The organism is Streptococcus sp. 27098_8_74, from assembly GCF_041431705.1.
Lineage (GTDB): Bacteria > Bacillota > Bacilli > Lactobacillales > Streptococcaceae > Streptococcus > Streptococcus salivarius_E.
Genome location: NZ_JAPVYF010000028.1, coordinates 1 through 26,049, shown reverse-complemented (window position 1 = coordinate 26,049; position 26,049 = coordinate 1). Strand labels below are relative to the sequence as shown.

Genomic DNA, 26,049 nt, shown 5'->3' with positions numbered 1-26,049 from the left:
ATCTTGGACATTCGTCTGACCGGGCTTATTGTGCTCTTTCTTCCTCTGATTGTTCTTTTGGTTAATCTCTACCGCAAAAAATCAGTGGTCATCATTGAAAAGACCAGAGCCTTGCTTTCAGATATAAATGCCAAACTGTCAGAGAGTATCGAAGGGATTCGCATCATTCAGGCCTTTAACCAAGAGAAACGTCTCAAAAAAGAGTTTGATGCCATTAATGAGGAACACCTGATTTACGCCAGCCGTTCCATGTCACTGGATTCTCTCTTTCTACGCCCAGCCATGAGCTTACTGAAGCTCCTGGGCTATGCTGTTCTCATGGCTTATTTTGGCTATCGTGGCATCTATCTGGGTATCACAGCAGGTACCATGTATGCCTTTATCCAGTACATTAACCGCCTCTTTGATCCTTTGATTGAAGTGACACAAAACTTCTCAACCTTGCAAACCTCGATGGTCTCAGCAGGTCGGGTCTTCGCTTTGATTGACGAGCGCACCTATGAGCCTGAGCAGAGAGACACAGATGCCAAGGTTACTGAGGGGAATATTCGCTTTGAAAATGTCTCTTTCTCCTATGATGGTAAACACCAGATTTTAGATAACATATCCTTCTCTGTCAATAAAGGTGAGACCATCGCCTTTGTCGGTTCTACAGGTTCCGGAAAATCCTCTATTATCAATGTATTCATGCGTTTTTATGAGTTCCAATCAGGACGAGTTCTTCTTGACGGTGTAGATATTCGCGATTATAGTCAGGCAGAGCTGCGTAAGAACATTGGTCTTGTCCTTCAGGAACCCTTTCTCTATCATGGTACAATCAAATCCAATATTGCAATGTATCAGGATTTAACTGATGAAGAGATCAAAGCCGCTGCTGAGTTTGTGGATGCCAACCACTTTATCGACAAACTTCCAGAAGGTTATGATGCTCCAGTTTCCGAACGAGGTTCAAGTTTTTCAACCGGTCAACGTCAGCTTCTAGCCTTTGCTAGGACCGTTGCTAGCCAGCCTAAAATCTTGATTTTGGATGAAGCGACAGCCAATATCGATTCGGAGACAGAGGCTATTGTTCAAAACTCTCTAGCAAAAATGCGTCAAGGACGTACAACCATTGCCATTGCCCACCGCCTATCGACTATCCAAGATGCCAACTGCATCTATGTCTTAGACAAGGGCCGCATCATCGAACACGGTAGCCACGAGGAACTCCTAGCCCTCGGTGGCACCTATCATAAGATGTACAGCCTACAAGCAGGCGCTATGGAAGGAGCGTAAGCTAATCTAGACCATAGATTCTATATTCGAAAAGATTTCTTAAAAATCAAAATCGAGTGGTGACATACATGTCACTACTTTTTTGTTGGCTTGCAACCTATAATAAAACCATAGCTTGAGAGAAAAAGCTAAAAAATAATATTTTAGGAGGTTGTTAGAATGACAACACAAACAATGAACAATTTTGAAACACTCGATCTCGAGGCACTTGCAAACGTTGAAGGTGGTGGATGGGTTAAGTGTTATGCCGGCACAATCGGATCTGCTCTAGTAGGATCAGCAGGAGGCCCAGTAGGTTACTGGGGAGGAGCTTTAGTTGGTTATGCCACATTCTGCTAATATTTAGGTGATTCTATGCTTAAAGATAAAAAAATGTATTTACTAGCCATTTTCCTTTTAGGATTTGGCATTGCTAACCTTTTCAGAAATTTAGATTTTGTTCATCATATCATTAATTTGGTAGGGTTGGCATTAATCACTTATAGTCTGATTTTTAGCAAATGGGAGCGACTCAAAAAATAGAAGTATTCGAAATGTAGAGTTCCTAAAAATCAAAAACGAGTAGTGACATTTATGTCACTACTTTTTTGTCGGCCTACAACCTATAATAAAATTCATAGCTTGAGAGAAAAAAGCTAAAAAATAGTTTAGGAGGTTGTTGCTATGACAAGGCAAACAAATAACAATTTTGAACTCCTTGACCTTGAGGCACTTGCAAACGTTGAAGGTGGTGATGGATTATGTTTGATTTGAAAAGTTATATTTTAGGGATGGTTTTCATGGCTGTGATGAGTTTTTTGGATAAGCCTATTATGTCATTGCTTGAAAAACACAAAGCTACCAATTCCGCTAAAAAGAAATCCTAATTGAGATACCTTGTCAATTGCTAGTCTGTGAATAGCTTTGCACAGAACGCTAAAAACACTTTAAGGAGAAAAGTATGTTTAAAAACTCAAAACCGTATTTACTGGCTACCATTCTCATCGGAATGGGCCTCGCTAATCTATTTAGAAGTTTGGATGCAGTCCACCATACCATTAACTTGTTGGGGCTAACCTTGCTTCTTTATAGTCTCCTTTTTAAAAAATGGTCACAGTTTAAAAAGTAACCTTTTGCCCCTTTGAACGTGAGGTGCTTGCAAATGCTTATTTTTGATGTTCCCGAAGTAAAATTATTCTTGCTAATGATAGCGGAGATTGTATTATATTTGATTGCATATTTTTGTAATAGAAAAAATAAAGATATGTATATTCGCTTATTTAAAATATCAGTGCTAATGACGCTATTGTATTACATCTCCAGTAGAATTTAATCGCTAAGGGATTACTTGAGATCTTACAGCAGTATAAAAAAATACAGAAAGGAATAGAGTTAAATGTAATAGCTTATTCGGTTTACAAGACTGACTGAGGTTATTCATAGCTTAAGTGTTTTATCATGAAGTTAAAGAGTATTAGTTCGAGAGTATTGCGATTTTTAGGACCATCACTGCTGTATTGGCAGTCTTTCTTATAAGTACCAGTATTTCTCTCTACAAAAGTAAGACTTCGCCAGAGATTTGGTTATCAGTCGGAGCACTAGCTTTAGTAGTCATTTTTGTAAATGGACTGCTCTACCGTTTGCTTAAGAAGCGTCCCGATTCAGTAAATCCGTTAACAATATGGCAGTCCTTCATTGTCTTTCTGGTCATCTCATTTCTAGTGCTTTGTGTAGAGTTTTACACATTACTAACATTCAGTGATACCACAGACCGCATAGTACTAGTCGTATTAATGCTTTTGTTAATTCTCTGTGATTTTCTAGCTTACTTGCAAGTCAAAAAATATTTTAAAAGATAGAAAATATAGTAACCATTTGTGACATTATTCAATTTACGTTGCATAAAGTGCATAAAAACGCTATAATAAGAAAGTGATTAATGAAAAATGTGAAAATTAGAGTAGGATTTCTATGGCTTGACGGATATTCTTCTATCGTATAGACAAAACTTGCAAGGTCTGGGTCTTCAAAATATGTCATGAAAGGAGGATTACTATTGGAACAATCTGTTTTTTCTAGAAAATACATAATATTTATCCTACAAGTTATCTTGGCTGTCTGTATTCAATGTGTGATAACATTTTTCTGGCATCAAGAAAGAACATTTTTATTTTATACCTTGTCACTTTATGTTTCTTTATCGTTCTCTGATGATCTTAGTCAGCTGATTTTTAGAAATGAGAAGTGATGTATTTGTTTTAAGCAGCATGGAAAGTGACAGATTCGTGTCTTTAGCCATGCTAGATTCAGAATAATAGCCAATCATTCTTTAGATAACGCCCTAGTAGTTTATGTAAATGACTCAAGTAGAAAAGGAATTACCATGGTGATATTACAAAAAATTAGTTCTGCTGTGTTACGTTCGTTACGTGTCGTATCAGCAATCCTAGGAGTAGTCATTGGGAATATAGATTTAAATGCTCTATCTATTCAGCATCCAATCTGGATTTGGCTACCATTTAGGACATATAGCCACTTTTTGGGACGCTAGCTCTGATAGAAAGACTTGAATGCTATACTAAAGATGTGATTGAAAAATTAGTTGAAAGAAATAAGGAGGTTTTCTTAATGACAGGACTTAAATGGTTTGCAGGAGGCAAAGAGAGACGAGAACAAGCAGTAGCTATCATCGATGAAGTAATTGAAACTATTGGAGATAAGCCAGATTATGCTGATTTGAAGCAGGTCCTGCACTCCTACCGAACGGAACTTGCAGACTCTCGTTCAGCCACTCCCTATATCTTAAGCAGGATGTCACTGGAAATATCCGAAGTGGTCAGAAAAGACCAGCTAACCTTGTCTCCCTTTATCGAGGAGCGAATGGCAGAGTTGCGAAAATTGCTAGCGATTCGTTATGGCTATTGATGTCATTAGGGAGGATTTCTCGGTTTTAAGGTTGAGTTGTCCATTGAGAATTTGTGTTATTCCACTGTCTTGGCTATATCATTTGTTTAAATGATATTAAAATAAATCGTAACAATTGAAGCCTAAATCTTGCTTATTTACACACAAAAAAAGTTCCCATAGGAGTCATCATCCTATGGGAATTTTGTGATAAAGACTAATAAGGCAATGTCATCTGACTTTGGCTTAGGTCCACAGTTAATTCGTAGTCACTATTGTCACGAATGGTGTGTTCAAAGTCTGTGGTATAGAGAACGAGTCGGAGTTTGTCGCCCTTGTTGAGTTTGTAGATGGTTGGTTGTAAGTCCAAACCGATAGTCATCCATTCATTTGGCGTAACATCTTCAATGGTAAGAAGGTCTTTACGATTTTGCAGGTTAAGGTGTCCTTTGGTAATGACACGGTATTTGGCCTGCTTGAATGGCAGTTCACGTAAGGCTTCTTCCTTGAAGAGACGTCCGTTATCTAAACTCATGCGTTTTAATTCAGGTATTGGAGCTAGGTATTTTTTATCTCCCATTTCCAGAACCTGGGCCGAGATAAGACTACGGTTTGTGCTAGACTTAACCTTGAGCTCTAGGTGGACACGGCCATTAATCTGGATGTCTTGGTCCAGTTCAAAGTCCAAGGTAATGGCGTTGGCTTTGTCTGCAAAGAGGTCATCCTTGAAGCTTTGGTAAGCTTTACCGTATTTGGCAAAGGTTTCCTCTTCATAATGGTTAGCGATACTAGCTTCAGTCTCACCAAGCTGAATGTTTTTACCATTGTCGTGTCCAAAGTTATCGAGAACTTCCCAGGTCTGTTCAGACTGGTTGTTTTGCCAGATAACAGTAGGTAGTGTGTAGCCATTCTCCAAACCAAGGAGTTTCTGACAAATCAAGGCGTTCATGCTTTCTCGGAAGTCAATAGACTGCCAAGCATTCATGTAAACGTGTGCACCATTGTGGAAGAAGAGGTGTTTTTCAAGAGAGTCTGGAAGAGCATTGAACATTTGATAGACGTTAATCGGTTTGACATTCCAATCCTGGCTACCGTGTGTAAAGACTACAGTAGCTTTGACACGGTCTGCGAATTGCACATAGTTGCGGTCATGCCAGAACTGGCTATAGTCTCCGTGCGTACGATCAATGGCTTTGCTTAGCTCTTTGAGGTAGGTCTCATAGTCCTTTTGGTGGCGTAGGTATTCTCCAGCTAATAGGGCACGAGAATAGGTAAATTCAGTCAAGGTATCGAGATCTTCACCAGGGTAGCCTCCAGGACTAACGAGGAGTCCATTTTCACGATAGTAGTCGTACCAAGAAGAAATACCTGCTTCAGCGATTACCATCTCCAAACCGTCGACGCCAGTTGTGGCTAGGGCGTTGGACATGGTACCCAAGTATGATAGTCCAGTAGTAGTCACCTTACCAGAAGCCCAATCAGCAGTGATTGTATGCTGTCTGCTACGGCTAGTAAAGGCGCGTGCACGACCATTGAGCCAGTCGATGACAGCTTTATAGGCCAGAACCTGTTGATAGTCTCCAGAGGTCATGAAACCTTCTGAGTTGAAGGTACCAACACCGGATACATAGATAGAGGCCACACCACGAGCTAACATGTAATCGTTAAGTGTGTAGGTATCTGTGTGAGCAAAACGCTCCTGAGCCTTTGTGACAGGATTGATAGGCGTAAGGTCTGCCTCTGGTACCTTGATTTCAGGTTGTCTAAGAGAGATTTCACCTGCTGGTTTGACGAGCAAGTCTCCCTCCATCTTGTGGGTGAGCTTATCTGAAGCAGGCTCATTAGTCCCTTGTTGATAAGGACTTGCGGTCATCATGGCTGGAACTGGGAAGTCCACATTAGGACGTAAGATAGTCACCTTGACCAAGTCTAACTGCCCGTCTTTATCAGTATCTACAGGTGTTTCGACATAAACCACTTCACGGTGAAGCTGATTAGTGTCAAATGTCGCTAAGCTCTTACCATTAAAGAAGACGTAGTCATTACTTACAGGGATTAAATCCTGAGCTACTAACTGATCAATTAAGGTATTGCCAGACTGTGTGCGTGTCGCCAACAATCGATGAAGGTTGTTAAGACTGCCATCAAAAGTGATTGGAAAGGCCATTTTCTCTAGGAAAGCAGCACTGTCTGTAAAGTCCACATTAGGGACAAATCCTAGCAGTTGAAGGGCTACCAAACCAAAGACTTCAGCAGTCAAAGGACGGTCTGATTGGAAAAAGGTCAGGAGGTCAGTCTCTGTATCGGCAATCCAATTTTTCAAAGCTAAGTCGGTGTCTTCAAAGAAGAGGAAGGACTTGCGAACAAAGGCCTCAAAATTGGCTTTGGCACTAGCATCTAGAGAGACTTCAAATCCTAAAGAACGAAGTTCCTGACAAGCTATTTCAGGACTAACTGGGATGTAACTAAACTGATTAAATTTCATATTCAAAAACCTCAAAAATAATACGTAAACATTTCAGAAATATCTTTACATCAGACATTATACTTGATAAAATGATAGATGTCTAAATTATTGTAAAATCGAAAGGAAATAAAGAGACAAATGAATGATTTTCTAAAAGAAGCGTTCACCAGTGAATGGGTTTTGAAATACCTCACTGAGTTTATCGCGACTGCTTTTCTTGTAGCACTTGGTAATGGTGCTGTTGCCAACGTTGAGCTTAAGGGAACAAAAGGTAACAAATCTGGTTGGATTGTAATCGCCTTTGGTTATGGTTTTGGTGTTATGATGCCAGCCCTTATGTTTGGTGATGTTTCTGGTAACCACATCAACCCTGCCTTCACACTTGGACTTGCTGCATCTGGCTTGTTCTCATGGGTAGGTGTTCCTGGATACCTTATTGCACAACTTCTTGGTGCCTTTGTAGGTCAAGCTATCGTGGTTTGGGTTCACCAACCTTACTATGTACAAACTGAGAACCCTAACAATATTCTTGGTACCTTCTCAACGATCTCAGCAGTTGACGATCATGATGATACTCCAGAAAATCGTAATCGTGCATGGGCTAACGGTTTTGCCAATGAGTTTGCGGGTTCATTCCTTCTCTTCTTTGGTGCCCTTGCCTTGACTAACAACTACTTTGGTCACAAATTGGTCTCACAAGCAGTCCAATATGGGTATGATAAAGAAGCTGTAACAGGCCAAATGGCGAATGGATCTCTTGCTGTAGCTCACATCGGTGTTGGTTTCTTGGTTTGTGCCTTGGTTCTATCATTTGGTGGACCTACAGGACCAGCCCTTAACCCAGCCCGTGATTTGATGCCACGTCTTCTTCACCACATCTTGCCAACATCAGTTCTTGGTGAGCACAAAGGTGATTCTAAATGGTGGTATGCTTGGGTTCCAGTTGTAGCTCCAATCCTTGCAGGAATTTTGGCTGTATACTTGTTCAAAGCCCTCTACCTTTAATCAATACAAAAAATCTGAGGTTCAAGCTTCAGATTTTTTTTACGCTAAAAATTTTGAAAGTAGCAAAAAAACTGAGAAAGTTTTCTCAGTTACACAGGAGTAGTTATGACTAGGATTGTAGCACCTAAGGTGAAAAGATTCCATAGGACATGAAGTGAGATAGCCGCTGATAGATTTTCTCTTTTTTGGTAAATCATAGAGAGAGCCAAGCCCATTCCAATATAAAGGAGGAGGTGGGCAAGGTTGGTAGGCATATGGAATAGGCAAAAGAGACCGGTACTCACTAAAACAGCAACTGTCGAATAAGGAGCCAGCCAAGAGAAAATCCACTTGCGAAAGAGTAGCTCTTGTAAGAAGGCTGTGGTCATCATGCCAATGGCTACTGGTAGGATAGGCGTTGTCGTAAGAGTTCTTTGAAGTTCTACATGGTAGTTGGTGTGAGTCAGTAGCATAAGATTGCTCCCAATAACCCCCATCAGAAAAATAAGCACAAAGCCCCAGATAATAGCTTTAGTATCCTTTCGGTCTAGTCTAAAGTGAGTAAGCAAACCTTCATTTTTAGCCCAAAGATAGGTAATATAAAAAATAATGAGATTGACAGCGATAATTCCCCAGCTTTCAAGGCTAGTGAAGGTCAACCCAGTCTGATTGTTATAGGACGTTGTCATACCTAAAGCCAGGTTTGGGATAGCTATCATCAGCAGTAAAAAGAATCCCTGATAGGTATGTCTAAACGCCAAATGATTGACGAGAGTTTTCATAGTCTCTATTATACTCTAAAATGAGGAAATAGCTAGTCCTAAGGTAAATATAATATAATGATTTTCATAATTTATGTGAAAGAATGTGAAAAAATTACAATCCTGTTTTTTCTTAGGAAAATCCTTGTCACACAGGCTCTTTTCGGATAAAATAGAAAAGAATGGAGGTTGTCATGACGCAATCAGGGAATTTTAAGTTTCACACACCAATCTTTCGTGTGAATAACAGACAAGAAAATATTGATTTTTACCAAAATACATTAGGATTTAAGCTTTTGACTGAGGAAAATGCCCTTGCGGTCTTCACAGATTGGACAGACCGTAACTCACTTTTTGTGATTGAGGAGTCACCAGCTTACCGTTGTCGTGCAGTTGAAGGTCCTAAGAAAATTAATAAAGTGGTTATCAAGGTTTCAGATCCACTTGAGATTGAGTACCTTTTGGCGCGTGATGATCACCAAGCCAAGGCTATTTTCCAAGGGGAAAAAGGGTATGCTTTTGAAACAATCTCACCTGAGAATGGTCTTATTTTGATGCATGCCGAAGATGACTTGTCTACTCTTAAGACAGTTGAATACGCAGATGTTGAAGAAAAAGAAGATTTCAAAGGAGTGTCAGACTTTACGGTCGAGTCTTTGACCTTGAACGTTGTTGATACAGCTCAAGCAGCTTTCTTTTACGACAATCTTTTTGGCGAAGAATTGCCTTTGTCTATCCACTTTGAGAAAGCAGAAGGTCCTGACCTCCAAGTGAGTCCAGACCAGACTTGGGATTTGGAAATTCTAGAATTTAAGGTAGCTGAAGACTACGACTTGGTTGCCTTGCATGAGAAACTTGAAAAGGAACAGTTCTCAAGTTATCTAGATACTAAAGAAAGCCTACTTGCACTGACTGATATGAGTAATATTGAGGTTTGGCTAACAAAATAATGACTAATTTTAAACAAACATTGTCAACAATTACAGACTACATCAAGGCTGACATCTTCCCGGGTGCCAGCCTTGCACTTTATGACGGACAAGATTGGCAGGAGCATTATCTAGGAACTCAGGATGGAAATATTCCGGTAGTTCCAGGAGTGACCTATGATCTAGCTAGTGTTTCCAAGGTGGTGGGAGTTGGGACTCTTTGTATCTTCTACTTACAGTCAGGAAAATTGGATTTGGATGAGAAGTTGTCCACCTATTACCCTGAAGTGGTAGACAAGACGCTAACCCTTCGTCAGCTTCTTTCTCACAGTAGCGGCATTGATCCTTTTATTCCAAACCGTGATGAGTTAGACCAAGCTGGCTTGATTGCTGCTATAAATGCCATCAAAGTTAAGTCTGATAAACATTTCTTGTATACCGATATTAACTTTATTCTCCTGGGATTGATGCTTGAGAAATTATCTGGACAAAGACTGGACAGGCTCTTTGACAGCGAAATTTTTCAACCTTTTGGTATGTCTGAAACACAGTTTGGTCCAGTTGAGGTTGCTGTTCCAACTATTGAGGGAATTCCGGGAGGAACTGTTCACGATCCCAAGGCTCGAGTGCTCAAAGAGCATACAGGTTCAGCAGGTCTCTTTTCAACCCTAAAGGACTTGGAAATCTTTATTGACCATTATTTGAGGAATGATTTTGCTAAAAATCTGACGCAGAATATCAGCCAATCCAATAAGGAACGTAGTGTCGCTTGGGACCTCCAAGGCGATTGGATTCTTCATACTGGTTATACAGGTACCTTTGTGCTTATCAATATCCCAGCTCAACGTGCAGCTATTTTCCTCAGTAATCGTACTTACTACAAGGATGAGAGAGCTCAATGGATAAAAGACAGAGATGTTTTAATTGAGATAATGAAGAAGGAGCTGATTCGTGAAACGGTCGAGTAGACATTCTAAGGAAAGCAAACTTGTCCCTTGGTTTTTGAGTCTCCTCTTTTGTGTGCTTAACGGGAGTAGTCTCTTTGTCTGTGGTATGTTTTTTGGGTTGATGGTCGACTTGTTGGCATTTGATAAAGATTCCTTCTATTTAGGTGTTCTTGTATTTTCTTGTATAGTAGTCCCTATAATCGCTTCTTCTTATATCTTGATAAGAGAGATACTATACAAATTGATTCATTGCCTTGGTTATCGTGCCCAACCTGATTTGAAAGTCATTCGTATGAGGAGAGGATTTGATATTCACTTTCCTGTATTTGAAAAGTACAGTCAGGACTATAAGTTACTCTACAAGAAGCGTTCCAAGAAGCTTCAAATAGGGTATTTGCTTATATGTTTAGGATACTTTAGTGGACTTAGCCTTATAATGATTACCTTTACAGTTCTATTGAGAGGACTGTTTGAGCTCCTAGAACTAGAATCAAAACTGTCATCTTCTGAATATAAACAATTTCTTGGTTTTTTGGTCTGCATGGGAGTGTTTGTCCTTCTTTTTAAAGGGCAGAAATACTGGAAAAAGATCGTAGAGACATTAAAGAAAAGAGAATATGTATCAGTTCTTGCTGTCGAGCATGGCTATCCTATATTTGCGACAAAAGAAGAAGCTTAAGCAGTTGACCTACTGCTTAAGCTTTTTTACTTAGTAATGATTTTTCAACAGTAATATGTTGGATACCAGCCTCTTCAAAGATTTTACCGACTTCCTGATAGCCATTATTGAGGTAGAACTTAAGTGCCCCGAGTTGAGCATGGAGAGAAATAGTCTGGAAGCCTTGCTCTTGTGCAAAATCTTCAGCTTCTTTCAAGAGAATGCTTCCCAGACCTTGACCTTGGTAGGTATCGAGCACCGCCATACGTTGGAGGGTAAGCTGAGTCAAATCTTTATTAGGCAGTAGGCGTACGGTTGCTGCAGCCTTGTCTTTATCATCGTATAAAACAAAGTGAATACAGTAGGCTTCATTTGCGTCAATCTCGATAGAGTGAGGAACTCCTTGGCCTTTAACGAAAACGGTGTTTCGAATAGCCACAGCATCTAGATAAGTCTCTGAAAGTGTATCTCTTGTATGTTTGATAATCATAGAACCAGTGTAACAAAGATTCTAGTATATCGTCAATGAAAAAAAGCTTGATGAGAGGAGTAGTCATCAAGCTTTTGATAGGTTTTATTCTTTTATCTTTCGACCGTTTGTATCTTGGATAGGACGGTTATTTTCAAATCCAAGGGTTTGAGTGAATTTCTCCACTTGTTCCTTGCTGACAGTTTCTTGATTCTTGAAGACAATCCAGTTAACACCTTCAGTGCATGGCGGTGTTGTCAGGGACCCCTCAAAGTTGTAGTAGTCCTTGTCTTCAGGATAGAAATCATCAAGTGAGATGGCCTGAGAAAGCTCAGTTTCAGTATTGGCCGCCTGAGGCATTTTGTCCCAGATTTGTTTTAAGGCTTGATTTTCATCGCCATAATTATAGAGAACTGAGATAACTGTGATTTTCCCATTATCTGTCTTATATACGAAGTGCCCCTCTAGAGGATAAGTCTGACCATCAAGTTCATTCTCAGCTGGTGCGTGAAAATGGAACTGTTGCAACTTGTAAACTTCGTTACCAATCGTTAGGGTATTCTTTGGATTTTTAAAGCTGACTTCAATAGTATGCCCGTTATTTTCAACTTGAGCTTCTGATTCTTGATTATTAAGGATTAGTTCAGGAAGATCAACGTCCTCAGCTCCGGTGATATTGATCGGAGATTGTTCTTTACCATTTTTGCTGAGTTCATAATCTTTCGAAAGGTCACCCCAATGGTCTGGACCAGTAGAGCCAGTATAACCCCATTGAACGTCCTTGGACTTTGAGTTTTTGGTTTTTGTCTCGGATTGGCAGGCTACGAGTAGGACTGTACTTGCTACGAGAGCTACTAATCCAATTAGCTTAAAACTTTTCTTATTCATCTTTCTTCCTTGTACTCTTTTATTTTATTGTCATACTAGTTGACCTGTTATTTGTAAACTAGCAGTTAGACAGTGATAGAGTGTCATTTCTCTGAGGTGCTTCTGAGAGTGAAGTGTTTGGAGAAACCAAACGGAAACGCTTTTATTTTATAGCTAATCTGAGAAAAAGTCAAATGTAAATTATAGTAGATTTAGAAAAATGTAATGAAAACAAGTGTTTAAAAAAAGAAAAGAACTCGCAATTGCGAGCTCTTTATTCATTTTTATCCCAAAGCGTCGTCCATTGAAAGAACTTCGTGGAAGACACGTTGTGTCAATTCAGTTTTTTGTTCTGGAGTGAGGTATTTAGTGTTTACACAGTATCCAGAGATACGTACGATAACATCTTCACCGCTCATAATCTTTTCGTAAACGTCTGACAAGTCCATAACGTTCAAGTTAACGTGTTGTCCACCGTTTTCGAAGTATCCGTCAAGGATAGTTACGAGGTTGTCAACTTGTTCGTCGTGAGTCTTACCAAGAGCACGAGGTGATACTTGAGTTGTCAATGAGATACCATCAGCTGCGTAACCGAAGTCAAGGCTTGCAAGTGAGTTCAAGTTTTGCAACCATCCACCTTTAGCTTTGTTAGATGGGTTAGCACCTGGTGAGAAGAATTCCAATTTAGACAAGTTCACTGAACCATCTTCGTTGAGGTATACCCCTTTGTGAACTGGAGAGTTACCAGTTTGTTTAGAGTAAGCAACGTTAGAAGTGATTGTAAGAAGTGAAACTGTAGCTTCTGCATCTTTGTAGAGTTTGTGGCTACGAAGACGAGTAGTGTAAGCTTCGATCAACCATTCTGCCAATTCGTTTGAACGTGGGTCATCTTCACCCCAACGTGGGTATTCACCGATTGTTTCGTAGTCGTAGATGTAGCCATCTTCGTCACGGATTGGTTTAACTGTAGCGTATTTGATTGCTGACAATGTATCGACAGTATTTGCGAAACCACAGATACCGAATCCCATGTTAGCACGTTGTTTAGTTGGCAAGAAGGCCATTTGAACAGCTTCGTAGTTGTACTTATCAGTCATGTAGTGGATGATGTTAAGAGCATCTACGTAAGTGTCAGTCAACCAGTCAAGAGATTTTTCGAAGTTAGCTTTAACAGTGTCAAAGTCAAGAACTTCGTCACGAACTGGTTCGATGTCAAATACTTTATAGTCTTTATGAACATCGTCGTAACCACCGTTCAAACCAGTAAGAAGGGCTTTAAGCACGTTAACACGAGCACCGAAGTATTGGATGTTGTGACGTTGTTCTTCGTTTTCTGGGTCAAGTGGTGATACACAACATGAGATACAGCTCATTTCACCGTATCCGTCTTTAGCCATAGTAGTCACACCTTCGTATTGGATAGAAGAGTGTTTGTGGCTCATGTGCATACAGTAGCGACGGAATGAGTAAGGCAATTTGTCAGTCCAAAGAACTGTCAAGTTTGGTTCTGGAGAGTTACCGATATTGTCAAGAGTGTTCAAGAAACGGTAGTCCATCTTAGTAACACGGTGACGTCCGTCAGCACCCATACCAGCCATAGAAGTTGTGATGAATGTTGGGTCACCTGAGTACAATTGGTCGTAAGCTTTTGTACGAGCAAACTTAACTGTACGAAGTTTCATAACGAAATCATCAACGAATTCTTGGATTTCTGATTCAGTGTAAGTACCACGAGCAAGGTCACGTTCTGCATAGATATCAAGAACGATTGGCACACGTCCAAGAGATGTAGCGGCACCGTTGATCACACGACATACTGCCATGAAGGCGATGTTTGTCCATTGGATAGCTTCTTTAGTATCGAAGGCTGGGCGACGAACATCTACACCGTAAAGGTCACCAAGGCGAACAACGTCTTGAAGTGCTTGGTATTGAAGGTTAACTTCTTCACGAAGACGGATAGTTTCTTCGTCGATTTCTTTGATAGCATTCCAGTCGTTAACTTTTTCTTGCATCAAGTAGTCAGCACCGTAAAGGGCAAGACGAGCATAAACCCCGATGATACGTCCACGTGAGTAAGCATCTGGAAGACCAGTAACTGTGTGAGCGTGACGTGCACGACGGATGTTTGAAGTGTAAGCACGGAAGATACCATCGTTAACTGTAGTTACGTATTTTGTGAAAATTTCGTGTACAGCTGGATCTGGTTCATAACCGTGTTCTTTCAAAGCAGTTTCCGCCATACGGATACCACCTTTAGGCATGAAGTTCAATTTGAAGAGCTCATCATTTTGGATACCATAGATAAGTTCATCTTCTTTTGAAATGTATCCTGCGTCAATGTCAGCGATTGAAGTTGGACGAGTATCCATTGGGAAGCGTCCTTCAGCTTCATAGCCTGCTTTAGTTTCATCTACGATTTTTTTAATTTTTAGAGAGCGTTCAGTTGGTCCTGCAAGGAAGCTTTCGTCACCATCATAAGGTGTGTAGTTTGCTTGAACGAAACGTGAAACGCTAGCTTTTTCTTTCCAGTCAGTTCCTTTAAAGCCTTCCCACGCTTTTTCAAAAACATCTGTGTTAGTTTTAACCGTTGCCATAGTTTGGATCTCCTATAATTCTAGTAACAAAATCATCTGTTACATTCTCTAGAAGTATTCTATCACACAGTAACCGCTTACACAACTTTAAAACTGTGTTTTTAGAGACATTCTTTTATAATACAGTTTTGAAAACGACAAATCTGTATTATAAATTTCTGTTTTTTGGTAGATTTTGGTATCATAAGGGGAGAATGCTTTGTAGTCCCAAAGTTTTATGTGAAAAGCTTTACAATGAGATAAATCTGAGAAAGGAGGCAGGGAGCCATGTTAGAGTTTCCTCTAATAAATGATATCAGTCGGAAAATCATCCATATTGACATGGACGCCTTTTTTGCTCAGGTCGAGATGAGGGATGACCCCAGTCTAAAAGACAAACCGGTTATTATCGGTCACGACCCTAGAAAAACAGGGGGACGTGGGGTGGTATCAACCTGTAATTACGAGGCTAGAAAATATGGTGTCCATTCAGCCATGTCTTCTAAGGAAGCCTATGAACGTTGTCCTAATGCTGTCTTTATCTCAGGAAATTATAGTCATTACCGAGAGGTAGGGATGCAGATTCGTGAGATTTTTAAACGCTATACCGACTTGGTAGAGCCTATGTCTATCGACGAAGCCTATCTTGATGTGACGATAAATAAACTTGGTATCAAATCGGCGGTTAAGATAGCCAAACTTATCCAGTATGATATTTGGCAGGAACTTCACCTGACTTGTTCAGCAGGCGTTTCCTACAATAAATTTATCGCCAAACTAGCCTCTGATTTTCAAAAGCCTGCTGGTTTGACGGTGGTGCTTCCAGAGAAGGCTCAGGAATTTTTGGAAAAGCTCCCTATTGAAAAGTTTCATGGGGTAGGTAAAAAGTCAGTTGAACGTCTTCACGACATGGAAATATACACCGGTGCCGATCTTCTGAAGATTCCTGAGATGACGCTGATTGATCGTTTTGGACGTTTTGGATTTGATCTCTTTCGAAAGGCTAGAGGGATTTCCAACAGTCCTGTTAGGCCCAATCGTGTCCGTAAATCTATCGGAAGTGAGCGAACCTATGGCAAGCTTCTTTATAATGAAGATGATATCAAGGCTGAGTTGACTAAGAATGCTAGGCGGGTAGCCGAAAGTGCTCAGAAAAATAAAAAAGTCGGTCGAATTATTGTCATCAAGGTCCGTTATTCGGATTTTTCGACTTTAACCAAGCGTATGACCTTGGACAAATCGACCCAGGATTTCGACACCATCGAAAGGATTGCCCACACCATTTTTGACCAACTGGAGGAAAATAGCAGTGGTGTTCGCCTGCTTGGTGTGACGCTGACGGGTCTGGAAAATCAAGAAGGCAGACAATTGGACCTAGATGATTTGGAGTCATTATAATAGTAGAGTTTTGATTTTTTCTTTTGGAAAGTGACCTTGAAGAATCATCAGACCTATGCTATCTTAAATAGTAACTAAAAGAAATGAGGGAATAATCTTAATGAAAAAAGTTCTTACCTATTTAGGACTGATTCTGGCAGCTTGCTTGGTTCTCGTAGCTTGTGCTTCCAATAAGCCAGCTGAGAAGAAAAAAGCGACACCAACTCCGACAGAACGTGCCAAGGCTGATGCGACAGTTTTAATTGATACTATGCTTGGAAAATCTAGTAACGGTTTTTCAAAACTCTACGGTGAAAATTACGAAACCTGGACTGAAACGAAAGTCTTTGAAAAACAAGTTGCAGATACTATCGAGGAAAAGGGGTATACACCGGAAGACAAGTATACGTTTAAATACATTGAAGGCTATGATGCCAAGACTCCAACCCAAGTGCTTTCTAAGTTCCTCAAGGTCCGTCGTAATATGATTGGTAAGATTCAGGACTATAAGCTGAAAGATGTCAAAGTTAAAGGAAATGAAGCGACAGTTACCTTTACTTCACGTTCTGTTAGTGCCTATGGTGCTGCAGCTGCTGTTCGTACTCTCCTTATGAGTCTCTATGACAACGACATTGACAAGTTGAAACAGTGGAATCAAGCTGATAACAACGATGTAGAAAAAGGTAAAGCCAAAGATCTCACAACGAAATTCCTTTATGGTGAAAACTTTAACGGCGATTTGACACAATTTAAGGATATTGATAAAGAAATGGCCTATACACCTTTGACAGGTGCTGATGATCTAGAAAAGACCTTCAAGCTAACCAAAGATGATGGAGGCAACTGGACTATTTCTATAGAAGATTATAAAGAGCTTGCCGAAGCTTTGGTCGATCATGATGAATCAGGAAGCAGAGCTGTTTACGCTGAACGCATCCATAAGAATTTATCAGATTATCAACCTGAAGACAGTAGCGATTCAAGCAGTAAGTCATCAAGTAAGGAAAAATAGAGTTTTATTGCATTTGATGTTAAACATGTACAGAAAGCTTTTTTGGGCGAGAAGAGTTGTCACACCAGTGGCAGCTCTTTTCTTATTGTTCGTTGTATCGATTCCCCTATAACCTTTATCTATCACCTCTTAGGATTTTATTATTAGACGAGTTTGTAGGAAGATGATAAACTGTTATCACTAACTATTAATGAAAGTATCGAGGATTATAGATATGAAAAAATGGCTTACAGGTTTAGGGATTCTTGGCTTGTCGGTTTTGACTTTGGCTGCTTGTGGGAACAAGAGTGACAGTAAGGCATCTGGTGAAAAGCAGACGATTACTGTTGCGACAGACTCTGATACGGCGCCTTTCACTTTCAAAAAAGGCGACGACTTCAAGGGTTATGATATTGATTTGGTCAAGGCTATTTTCAAGGATTCGGACAAGTATGAGGTCAAGTTTGTGACGACACCTTTTGATTCCATCTTGACAGGGGTGGATTCTGGACGTTATCAGATTGCGGCTAACGACTTCAACTACAATGAAGAACGTGCTCAGAAATATGGTTTCTCAGATCCGATTTCACGTTCTAACTATGCCATCACTAGTGCTGAGGGTACCAAGTTTACCAGCCTAGATGATTTGTCTGGTAAGACGACAGAGGTGCTTCCTGGCTCTAATTATGCTCAGTTGCTTGAAAATTGGAACCATGCCAATGCGGACAAGACACCAATTACTATCAACTATGCTTCTAGCTCAACGGGTCTTTCAACACGTATTCAACACATTCAAGAAGGAAAAATTGATTTTATCCTTTACGATGCCATTTCGTCTGAGTACATTGTCAAAGATCAAGGCTATAAGCTAGCTGTAAACAAGATTAAAGACGATATTGGTATGAAGACTGATGGTCTTGAATATCTTCTATTCTCAAATGATAAGCAAGGTAAGGAACTCAAGGCCTTTGTTAATAAGCGTATCAAAGAGCTTAAGAAGGATGGAACCCTTGCCAAACTCAGCAAGGAATACTTCGGTGGCGATTACGTCAGTGATTTGAAATAAGACTGTTAAAAGTTGAGACTGCTGTCTCAGCTTTGAATTGAACACAAAGCTTTCTTTTGAGGCTTTCCTGAGGTGATGACGGACGTCAGCGACCTTCGTCGAAGCTCCATGACTAAGTTTTGAGCCTAAGGTCTCAAAACTTCCGAACACCTGAAACTTTAAAGTTTCAGGTGTTTTTCTCACGTCGGAAAGCCTCGGTTTATGCTCACTTTGTTCGTGAAATAAGGAATTAGTTCAAATCTTCTTAGTCTTAATAAGGTATTGCTATCAGTGATACGATTTTCTTATCACTATGATAAGAAAAGACTATTTCACAGACTTTCTGAGTCGTGCTAAAATGAATACTATAGAATTTATGATAAGATAATTGGACGGTTAGCACTAGGCTAACCTACTTTTTTAGAAAGAAAGGGCGACATTGTGAAAAAGAGTATAGAAGCATTTAATCGGTCACCTTGGTATCTCCAAGTTATCATGGGTTTGGTTGGTTTGGCAGTAGCAGTTACTTTAGCCATTCCCTTGTCTTGGCTAGTAGAAATTCTTTGGGGTTATATTTTGCAACTGGTTACGATTGTCTTCAAGTGGATTTCATCTTGGATGCCAGCTGGTAAACTCTTCTCATGGAAGGCAGTCTTCGATGCTGTTCCTAAGATTGTGGAACGCTTGCCTTTAACTTTGGGCTTGACCATTGCAGGTGCTTTCTTCGGTTTGATTTTGGCCCTTGTCTTTGCGGTCGTTAAGATCAATCGAGTACGTATCCTTTATCCGATTCAAGCAGTTTTTGTAAGCTTCTTACGTGGGACACCAATCCTTGTACAACTCATGTTGACTTACTATGGTATTCCACTCTTCCTTCGTTACTTGAATGGTGAGTTCGGCTTAGATTGGAACATTAATGAGATTCCACCAGCTATCTTCGCTATTACAGCCTTTGCCTTTAATGAAGCAGCTTACATGAGTGAGACCATCCGTGCAGCGATTCAGGCCGTTGACGCTGGGGAAATCGAAGCTGCCCGTTCTCTTGGGATGACATCAGCACAAGTTTACCGTCGTGTCATCATTCCAAATGCGGCGGTTATTGCGACACCAAGTTTGATTAACAGTCTGATTGGTTTGACTAAGGGAACATCACTTGCCTTTAGTGCAGGTATCGTCGAAATGTATGCACAGGCTCAAATCTTGGGTGGTGCTGACTACCGTTACTTTGAACGTTATATCTCAGTTGCCCTTGTATACTGGGCAATCTCAATCTTGATTGAGTACATTGGTCGTTCGGTTGAAAATCATATGGCCATTAAGGCTCCTGAAGCGACTGACATTTCTGGCATTGGAGGTGACCGCTAATGATTAGTATCAAAAATTTGACCAAAGAATTTTCAGGACAAAAGGTTCTCGATGGCATTGATATTGACATTGAAAAGGGTGAAGTTGTAGCTCTTGTTGGTGCCTCTGGTGCAGGTAAGTCAACAATCCTTCGTAGCTTAAACTATTTGGAACAACCTGATTCTGGTACCATTACCATTGATGATTTCAAGGTAGATTTCGAAACAATTACTAAAGAGCAAATCCTTACGCTTCGTCGTAAGTTGTCCATGGTGTTCCAACAGTTCAACCTCTTTGAACGTCGTACAGCCTTGGATAATGTTAAGGAAGGTCTTAAGATTGTTAAGAAACTTTCTGACGACGAAGCTACCAAGATTGCTAAAGAAGAGCTCGCTAAGGTTGGGCTTTCTAATCGTGAAAATCACTACCCACGTCACTTGTCGGGTGGTCAAAAGCAACGTGTGGCCTTGGCTCGTGCCCTTGCAATGAAGCCTGATGTGCTCTTGCTTGACGAACCGACATCTGCCCTTGACCCTGAGTTGGTCGGTGAGGTTGAAAAATCAATCGCTGATGCGGCTAAGTCAGGTCAAACCATGATTTTGGTCAGTCACGACATGAACTTTGTTTATCAAGTAGCTGACAAGGTGCTCTTTCTTGAAAAAGGTCATATCCTTGAACAAGGAACACCTGATGAAATCTTTAACCATCCAAAAGAAGAGCGAACAAAAGAATTTTTCGCTTCTTATTCAAAACAATATCTTTAAGATGGGATTTTTGTTACAATAGAAAAGGTAGTGGGATAGGACTACAGTTTAGTTCATAGTCAAAATCCCACAAGGATGATTAGGAACTTTTGAATGTTTCAAAGGCGACTATAGTCCAATCAGAGGCTGCATCGTGCAGTTATTACTAGTCGAATTTAGAGGTTGGAGAATGTTATCTCAGCCTTTTCTATTTCTCACTTTAGGATGATTTATGTTATTAAATATTTTTAAATTTTATCTCTTAGGCCTTGTGATTGCTTTCTTTGTGTGCTTGGTGATTGGTGCCATTTGGCTTGGATGGCGTGCGTTACGTCGTGCTGACAAGACAGTTAAGGAGCGACAAGGTGCCCTCTATGATGCTATTATGATGTCGATGGTTTCGATTCCAGTTTTGGCATTTGCTTTTATGGCGATTCTTATCGTGCTGAATGCATAATTCTAGCTTTGTTGGCACATTAGGTGTAAGATATCTCTACAAGAAAATCATATAAGGAGTTACTCATGTACGATACAATTGTTATTGGAGCTGGTCCTGCGGGGATGACTGCAGCACTTTATGCAGCTCGTGCCAACCTTAAAGTGGCAACTTTGGAGCAAGGTGCTCCTGGTGGACAGATGAATAACACGTCTGATATTGAAAATTACCCTGGTTTTGAAAGTATCTCTGGTCCAGAATTGTCAATGAAGATGTTTGAACCCTTGGAAAAATTGGGCGTTGAAAATCTTTATGGTATTGTGTCTGGTATCGAAGACAAGGGTGACTATAAAGTTGTTAAAACTGGTGATGAGGAGTATCAAACCAAGACAGTTATCATTGCGACTGGTGCCAAACACCGTCATATTGGTGTTGCTGGTGAAGAAGAGTACAACAGCCGTGGTGTATCTTACTGTGCGGTGTGTGATGGTGCCTTTTTCCGTAATCAAGACCTCTTGGTTGTTGGTGGTGGAGACTCTGCCGTTGAAGAAGGAATTTATTTGACACGCTTTGCCAATAGCGTGACCATTGTTCACCGTCGTGATGAATTGCGTGCCCAAAAGGTTCTTCAAGACCGTGCCTTTGCCAATGAAAAGGTCAAGTTTATCTGGGATTCAGTCGTTGAAGAAATCAAGGGTGATGATATCAAGGTTCGCAGTGTTGATATCAAGAATGTCAAAACTGGTGAGGTGACTAACCACGAATTTGGTGGTGTCTTTGTTTATGTGGGACTTGATCCAGTTTCAGATTACTTGACAGGTCTTGACATCACTGACCAAGATGGTTGGGTAATTACAGATGATAAGATGGCGACACGTATTCCTGGTATCTTTGCCATTGGGGATGTCCGCCAGAAAGACCTTCGTCAAATTACAACAGCCGTAGGGGATGGTGCCACAGCTGGTATCGAAGCCTACAACTACGTGACTGCACTTGGTGATAAGTAAAATAAATGGAAACTCGGGAGGTTCTCGAGTTTTTTGTGTGGTCTTGTAGGTATTTAGCATGACTAGATTTCTTTGTGGCAACATCTATGTGTAATTTTTTGTTATAATAAAAAAGTCTTACTAAAAATCAGTAAAAACGAGGTGACCAACTTGCGTGTTGTAGCAGGTGATTTTGGCGGGCGTCCGCTTAAAACGTTAGAAGGCAAAACGACTCGTCCAACAACGGACAAGGTCAAAGGTGCCATTTTCAATATGATTGGTCCTTTCTTTGATGGAGGGCGTGTTTTGGATCTTTTTTCTGGGAGCGGTAGCCTGGCTATTGAGGCTATCAGTCGTGGTATGTCGTCTGCTGTCCTCGTGGAAAAGGATCGTCGGGCACAGGCTATTATCCAGGAAAATATCAAGATGACCAAGAGTGAGAAGCAGTTTCAGCTTTTGAAGATGGATGCAACGCGTGCATTGACACAATTGACAGGTCAATTTGACTTGGTGCTTTTAGATCCGCCTTATGCCAAAGAGCAGATTGTGGCTAATATTACTCAGTTAGAGGAGCAAGGGCTCTTGGCTGAAGAAGTTATGTTGGTTTGCGAGACGGATAAGACTGTGGACTTGCCTGAAGAAATTTCAAACTTTGGGATTTGGAAGCAGAAAACCTATGGTATCAGTAAGGTGACCGTTTACGTGCGTTAGCCTTTGATAGGGAAGTTGTAGAAAGGAATGCTATGACAAAGATTGCTATGTTTACGGGGTCTTTTGATCCGATTACCAATGGGCATATGGATATTATTGCCAGAGCCAGCAAGCTCTTTGATGAGCTCTATATTGGACTATTTTATAATAAAAATAAGCAGGGCTTCTGGGACATTGAGACTCGCAAGCGTATCTTGGAAGAGGTTGTAGCAGATCTTCCCAATGTCAAGGTTATAACGGCTCACGATAGTCTGGCTGTAGATGTCGCCAGAGATCTTGGGGTGACTTATCTGGTTAGAGGCCTTCGTAATGCGACAGATTTTGACTATGAGGCTAATATGGATTATTTCAATAAGGGGCTGGCGCCTGAGCTTGAAACGGTTTATTTGATTGCTAGTCATGAGGTGACACCAGTGTCCTCGAGTCGTGTGCGTGAGTTGATTTATTTTGAGGGGGACATTAGTTCTTATGTTCCTCAAGTAGTTGTTAAGGAAGTGGAGGCCAAGCGTGGCAAACAAGAACGTATCTAAATCACTATTAGGGAAAATTTGGCGGATTAAGTGGTGGTTGCTAAGTATTTTTACGGTACTTTTCCTCCTCTTTTCCCTCTTTTTCCCGCTAAATAATTATTATGTTGAGCTTCCAGGTGGGGCTTTTGATACTAAGGAAGTCTTGACTGTAGATAAGAAAGCTGATGATTCAAAAGGATCCTACAATTTTGTGGCGGTGGCTCAAACCAAGGCAACTTTGGCCCTCATGCTCTATGCTCAGCTTAATGATTTTGCAAAGCTTCAAACGGCTGAAGAGGCGACTGGAAATTACTCTGATGAAGATTTCATGCGTATCAATCAATTCTACATGGAGACTTCCCAAAACCAGGCGATTTATCAGGGCTTGACTCTGGCTGGTAAGGAGGCTAGCTTGGAGTATATGGGTGTTTATGTGCTTCAGGTGGCTGATGATTCTAGTTTCAAGGGTGTCCTTAATATTGCGGATACGGTGACAGCTGTCAATGGCAAGACCTTTGATAATTCTACTGACTTGATTAAATACGTCCAAGGACTTAAGTTGGGTTCAAAAGTCAAGGTTACTTATATGACAGAGGACAAAGAAAAGACTGCCACTGGTAAGATCATTAAGATTGCTAATGGTAAAAATGGTATCGGTATTGGTTTGACGGATCATACTGAGGTCAAGAGTCCTGAAAACGTGAAGTTTAAACTTGATGGTGTTGGTGGACCAAGTGCGGGGCTTATGTTTACTTTGGCTATTTACGATCAGGTGTCTGGTCAAGACCTCAAGGCTGGCCGTAAAATTGCTGGAACAGGCACTATTGAAAAGGATGGGGCTGTCGGTGATATCGGTGGGGCCTACCTCAAGGTGAAATCAGCGGCTGATAGTGGCGCAGATATTTTCTTCGTGCCAAATAATCCAGTAACTAAGGAAATGAAAAAGGCTGATCCGGATGCCAAGACTAACTATCAAGAGGCCAAGGAAGCTGCCAAGAAACTGGGGACCAAGATGAAAATCGTTCCTGTTAAAACAGCTCAAGAAGCCATTGATTATTTGAAAAAGACTAAGTAAGAAGAGAGAGTAGGACAGGCAGAAATCCATGATTTTTGTCCTAGTCTTACTCTCTTTTTATGGTCAAAGTGTTATAATAGTCTTTATGAAAAAACGTTATAGAACAGTCAATGATTACTATCGTGAAATTTTTGGCGAAAAGATTTTCAAACTTCCTATAGATGCGGGCTTTGATTGTCCCAACCGTGATGGCACAGTGGCCCACGGTGGCTGTACCTTTTGTACGGTATCGGGATCTGGGGACGCTATTGTAGCTCCTGAGGCACCGATTCGTGAGCAGTTTTACCATGAGATTGACTTCATGCACCGCAAGTGGCCAGAAGTTCAGAAATATCTGGTTTATTTTCAAAACTTTACCAATACCCACGCGCCGCTTGAGGTTATCAAGGAACGCTACGAACAGGCTATCAATGAGCCTGGTGTTGTTGGCATCAACATCGGTACCCGCCCGGACTGTTTGCCAGACGATGTCATTGATTATCTGGCAGAACTCACAGAACGTATTCATGTGACCGTTGAACTTGGCTTGCAGACGACTTATGAAGAAACCTCGGAGCTCATTAACCGAGCACACAGCTATGATCTCTATGTGGAGACGGTTAAGCGTGTGCGTGAGCGTGCGCCAAAGGCTGAGATTGTATCGCATCTGATTAATGGGCTGCCAGGGGAAACCCACGAGATGATGGTGGAAAATGTTCGCCGTTGTGTGACGGACAATGACATTCAGGGAATTAAACTCCACCTCCTCCACTTGATGACCAATACGCGTATGCAAAGGGACTACCACGAGGGGCGTCTTAAATTGCTGAGTCAGGAAGAGTATGTGTCCATCATCTGTGACCAGTTGGAAATCATCCCTAAGGATATCGTCATTCATCGAATTACTGGTGATGCGCCGAGAGATATGTTGATAGGTCCTATGTGGAGTCTTAACAAATGGGAAGTCCTCAATGCCATTGACAAAGAGATGGAACGTCGCGACTCATGGCAAGGGTGCAAAGTAGCTAACGAGAAGGAGGAAAAAGCATGATTAAACGACCAATTCATCTGTCTCATGACTTTCTAGCTCAAGTGCTGGATGACGAGAGTGTTGCTGTCGATGCAACCATGGGAAACGGTAATGACACAGCCTTTCTGGCTGGTCTTGCCAAGAAGGTTTATGCCTTTGACGTGCAGGAGCAGGCGCTCGAAAAGACTCGTCAACGCTTGTCAGATTTGGAAATTGAAAATGCGGAACTCATTTTAGACGGTCACGAAAATCTGGATCATTATGTCACGGAACCTATTCGTGCAGCTATTTTCAATCTGGGCTATCTGCCATCTGCAGATAAGAGTGTTATTACCAAACCCCACACGACCCTTGAGGCCATTGAGAAAATTCTTGACCGTCTAGAGGTGGGTGGTCGTTTAGCTATTATGATTTACTATGGTCATGATGGTGGCGATATGGAGAAGGATGCTGTGCTTGAGTACGTTATCGGTTTGGACCAGCGTGATTTTACAGCTATGCTTTACCAACCCCTTAATCAAATTAATACCCCACCATTTTTGGTGATGTTGGAGAAATTACAATGATTACAGATATTAAAGAAAAGCTTGCAGATATGCAGGCCAAATATATAGATAAGCAAAGTACCGAGGGTACTTTGAAAAAGGTTGATAATCGTAAAACGGCTAAAATTAAGAAAAAGTTAGCTAGTCTTGAGGTCGAACGTTGCCATAAACTTTTGGCCAAGGAAGATGTCACTGCTATTGATAAAAAAATTAGTAAGCAAAAAGAACTATTCTCAAATTGTTGTCATAAGGAAGGGTAGGAGGAGCTATGCATTTATCATTAGCTTTGCTTGTTCTTCTTTTTAGCTTGATTTTATCTAACGTTATCAATCGTGTCTTTCCACGTCTTCCCCTACCTTTGATTCAAATTATTTTTGGGGTTGGTATTGGTTTACTTTTTAAGGGACGCGCTTTCGAGCTTGAAACAGAACTTTTCCTAGCTTTCATTATTGCTCCCTTGCT

The 26,049-nt window shown here is 40.9% G+C and carries 29 protein-coding genes and 2 pseudogenes; 26 read left to right on the top strand and 5 right to left on the bottom strand.

Annotation, left to right across the window (positions count from 1 at the left end; translation table 11 throughout):
* From O3670_RS09510 to O3670_RS09475, 8 genes and pseudogenes are all read left to right on the top strand, one after another.
* The coding region (locus tag O3670_RS09510; RefSeq protein WP_371596071.1) for an ABC transporter ATP-binding protein at positions 1-1,275 on the top strand (1,275 nt) is incomplete at its 5' end.
* 159 nt (positions 1,276-1,434) lie between these two features.
* A complete protein-coding gene (locus O3670_RS09505; protein ID WP_002891738.1) occupies positions 1,435-1,614 on the top strand; it encodes a Blp family class II bacteriocin in 180 nt (59 codons plus the stop codon).
* Positions 1,615-1,629: 15 nt separating this feature from the next.
* Entirely contained in the window at positions 1,630-1,797 is a 168-nt protein-coding gene (locus tag O3670_RS09500) for a hypothetical protein (protein ID WP_002891737.1), read from the top strand.
* 141 nt (positions 1,798-1,938) lie between these two features.
* Entirely contained in the window at positions 1,939-2,028 is a 90-nt protein-coding gene (locus O3670_RS09495) for a ComC/BlpC family leader-containing pheromone/bacteriocin (protein WP_022495887.1), read from the top strand.
* A complete protein-coding gene (locus O3670_RS09490) occupies positions 2,016-2,141 on the top strand; it encodes a hypothetical protein (protein WP_022495888.1) in 126 nt (41 codons plus the stop codon). Before O3670_RS09495 ends, O3670_RS09490 begins: the two co-directional genes overlap by 13 nt.
* Positions 2,142-2,215: 74 nt before the next feature.
* Entirely contained in the window at positions 2,216-2,383 is a 168-nt protein-coding gene (locus O3670_RS09485; RefSeq protein ID WP_022495889.1) for a hypothetical protein, read from the top strand.
* Between the two features lie 329 nt (positions 2,384-2,712).
* Positions 2,713-3,113: pseudogene (locus tag O3670_RS09480) on the top strand (hypothetical protein).
* Between the two features lie 769 nt (positions 3,114-3,882).
* Positions 3,883-4,179, top strand: a complete 297-nt coding sequence (locus tag O3670_RS09475) for a bacteriocin immunity protein (RefSeq protein WP_021152512.1) — start codon at positions 3,883-3,885, stop codon at positions 4,177-4,179.
* 196 nt (positions 4,180-4,375) lie between these two features.
* On the opposite strand, the gene O3670_RS09470 is transcribed toward O3670_RS09475, so the two are convergent.
* Entirely contained in the window at positions 4,376-6,643 is a 2,268-nt protein-coding gene (locus O3670_RS09470; RefSeq protein WP_037602507.1) for a Xaa-Pro dipeptidyl-peptidase, read from the bottom strand.
* Positions 6,644-6,763: 120 nt separating this feature from the next.
* On the opposite strand from O3670_RS09470, the gene gla reads away from it, so the two are divergent.
* Positions 6,764-7,630 (top strand): aquaglyceroporin Gla, encoded by an 867-nt coding sequence (gene gla / locus O3670_RS09465; protein ID WP_037602504.1) that lies wholly within the window; start codon positions 6,764-6,766, stop codon positions 7,628-7,630.
* A gap of 89 nt (positions 7,631-7,719) precedes the next feature.
* Here gla and O3670_RS09460 read toward each other — a convergent pair whose 3' ends face one another.
* The gene (locus O3670_RS09460) at positions 7,720-8,391 is read right to left on the bottom strand and encodes a CPBP family intramembrane glutamic endopeptidase (RefSeq protein ID WP_080702584.1); all 672 of its coding nucleotides are present in this window, start codon (positions 8,389-8,391) and stop codon (positions 7,720-7,722) included.
* A gap of 173 nt (positions 8,392-8,564) precedes the next feature.
* On the opposite strand from O3670_RS09460, the gene O3670_RS09455 reads away from it, so the two are divergent.
* The 3 genes from O3670_RS09455 to O3670_RS09445 are packed head-to-tail and all read left to right on the top strand — an operon-like array spanning position 8,565 to position 10,925.
* Positions 8,565-9,320, top strand: a complete 756-nt coding sequence (locus O3670_RS09455; RefSeq protein WP_022495893.1) for a CppA family protein — start codon at positions 8,565-8,567, stop codon at positions 9,318-9,320.
* A complete protein-coding gene (locus O3670_RS09450) occupies positions 9,320-10,267 on the top strand; it encodes a serine hydrolase domain-containing protein (RefSeq protein WP_371596070.1) in 948 nt (315 codons plus the stop codon). The genes O3670_RS09455 and O3670_RS09450 overlap by 1 nt, the downstream gene beginning before the upstream one ends.
* Positions 10,251-10,925, top strand: a complete 675-nt coding sequence (locus O3670_RS09445; protein ID WP_073688430.1) for a hypothetical protein — start codon at positions 10,251-10,253, stop codon at positions 10,923-10,925. The genes O3670_RS09450 and O3670_RS09445 overlap by 17 nt, the downstream gene beginning before the upstream one ends.
* 16 nt (positions 10,926-10,941) lie before the next feature.
* Here the strand turns inward: O3670_RS09445 and O3670_RS09440 are convergent, their stop codons facing one another.
* From O3670_RS09440 to pflB, 3 genes are all read right to left on the bottom strand, one after another.
* Positions 10,942-11,394, bottom strand: a complete 453-nt coding sequence (locus tag O3670_RS09440) for a GNAT family N-acetyltransferase (RefSeq protein WP_155213159.1) — start codon at positions 11,392-11,394, stop codon at positions 10,942-10,944.
* Positions 11,395-11,478: 84 nt separating this feature from the next.
* Positions 11,479-12,261, bottom strand: coding sequence for a carbonic anhydrase (locus O3670_RS09435; protein WP_371596069.1), 783 nt, complete (start codon positions 12,259-12,261; stop codon positions 11,479-11,481).
* A gap of 263 nt (positions 12,262-12,524) precedes the next feature.
* The gene (pflB, locus tag O3670_RS09430) at positions 12,525-14,837 is read right to left on the bottom strand and encodes a formate C-acetyltransferase (RefSeq protein WP_049553862.1); all 2,313 of its coding nucleotides are present in this window, start codon (positions 14,835-14,837) and stop codon (positions 12,525-12,527) included.
* 267 nt (positions 14,838-15,104) lie between these two features.
* Here pflB and dinB point away from each other — a divergent pair, with 267 nt between their 5' ends.
* The 14 genes and pseudogenes from dinB to O3670_RS09360 form a co-directional block, all read left to right on the top strand.
* Positions 15,105-16,214 carry a DNA polymerase IV gene (gene dinB, locus O3670_RS09425; RefSeq protein WP_148512872.1) on the top strand — a complete coding sequence of 370 codons (1,110 nt, stop codon included), beginning with the start codon at positions 15,105-15,107 and terminating at the stop codon, positions 16,212-16,214.
* A gap of 100 nt (positions 16,215-16,314) precedes the next feature.
* On the top strand, positions 16,315-17,205 hold the full coding sequence (locus O3670_RS09420) for a peptidase (protein ID WP_118189315.1): 891 nt from the start codon (positions 16,315-16,317) through the stop codon (positions 17,203-17,205).
* A 214-nt stretch (positions 17,206-17,419) separates the two neighbouring features.
* A complete protein-coding gene (locus O3670_RS09415) occupies positions 17,420-18,250 on the top strand; it encodes a transporter substrate-binding domain-containing protein (RefSeq protein WP_014634974.1) in 831 nt (276 codons plus the stop codon).
* Positions 18,251-18,847: 597 nt separating this feature from the next.
* Positions 18,848-19,594, top strand: a complete 747-nt coding sequence (locus O3670_RS09410) for an amino acid ABC transporter permease (protein ID WP_095559509.1) — start codon at positions 18,848-18,850, stop codon at positions 19,592-19,594.
* A complete protein-coding gene (locus tag O3670_RS09405; RefSeq protein WP_002891704.1) occupies positions 19,594-20,337 on the top strand; it encodes an amino acid ABC transporter ATP-binding protein in 744 nt (247 codons plus the stop codon). Before O3670_RS09410 ends, O3670_RS09405 begins: the two co-directional genes overlap by 1 nt.
* A 211-nt stretch (positions 20,338-20,548) precedes the next feature.
* The gene (locus O3670_RS09400; RefSeq protein WP_002884393.1) at positions 20,549-20,773 is read left to right on the top strand and encodes a DUF4059 family protein; all 225 of its coding nucleotides are present in this window, start codon (positions 20,549-20,551) and stop codon (positions 20,771-20,773) included.
* A 32-nt stretch (positions 20,774-20,805) separates the two neighbouring features.
* On the top strand, positions 20,806-21,759 hold the full coding sequence (trxB, locus tag O3670_RS09395; protein ID WP_255296714.1) for a thioredoxin-disulfide reductase: 954 nt from the start codon (positions 20,806-20,808) through the stop codon (positions 21,757-21,759).
* Positions 21,760-21,852: 93 nt separating this feature from the next.
* Positions 21,853-22,449: a 16S rRNA (guanine(966)-N(2))-methyltransferase RsmD gene (gene rsmD / locus O3670_RS09390; protein WP_227039374.1), complete on the top strand. Its 597-nt coding sequence runs from the start codon at positions 21,853-21,855 to the stop codon at positions 22,447-22,449.
* Between the two features lie 32 nt (positions 22,450-22,481).
* Positions 22,482-22,979, top strand: coding sequence for a pantetheine-phosphate adenylyltransferase (gene coaD, locus O3670_RS09385; protein ID WP_021143683.1), 498 nt, complete (start codon positions 22,482-22,484; stop codon positions 22,977-22,979).
* Positions 22,957-24,033 (top strand): SepM family pheromone-processing serine protease, encoded by a 1,077-nt coding sequence (locus O3670_RS09380; RefSeq protein WP_021143684.1) that lies wholly within the window; start codon positions 22,957-22,959, stop codon positions 24,031-24,033. Before coaD ends, O3670_RS09380 begins: the two co-directional genes overlap by 23 nt.
* 85 nt (positions 24,034-24,118) lie before the next feature.
* Complete coding sequence (gene mnmL, locus O3670_RS09375) at positions 24,119-25,063, top strand: tRNA modification radical SAM protein MnmL/YtqA (protein WP_175061956.1); 945 nt, start codon at positions 24,119-24,121, stop codon at positions 25,061-25,063.
* Positions 25,060-25,608, top strand: coding sequence for a tRNA 5-(aminomethyl)-2-thiouridylate-methyltransferase MnmM (gene mnmM / locus O3670_RS09370; RefSeq protein ID WP_002884470.1), 549 nt, complete (start codon positions 25,060-25,062; stop codon positions 25,606-25,608). Before mnmL ends, mnmM begins: the two co-directional genes overlap by 4 nt.
* Entirely contained in the window at positions 25,605-25,847 is a 243-nt protein-coding gene (locus O3670_RS09365; protein ID WP_002884312.1) for a hypothetical protein, read from the top strand. Before mnmM ends, O3670_RS09365 begins: the two co-directional genes overlap by 4 nt.
* Positions 25,848-25,855: 8 nt before the next feature.
* Positions 25,856-26,049, top strand: a pseudogene (locus tag O3670_RS09360) (cation:proton antiporter); the annotation flags it as partial.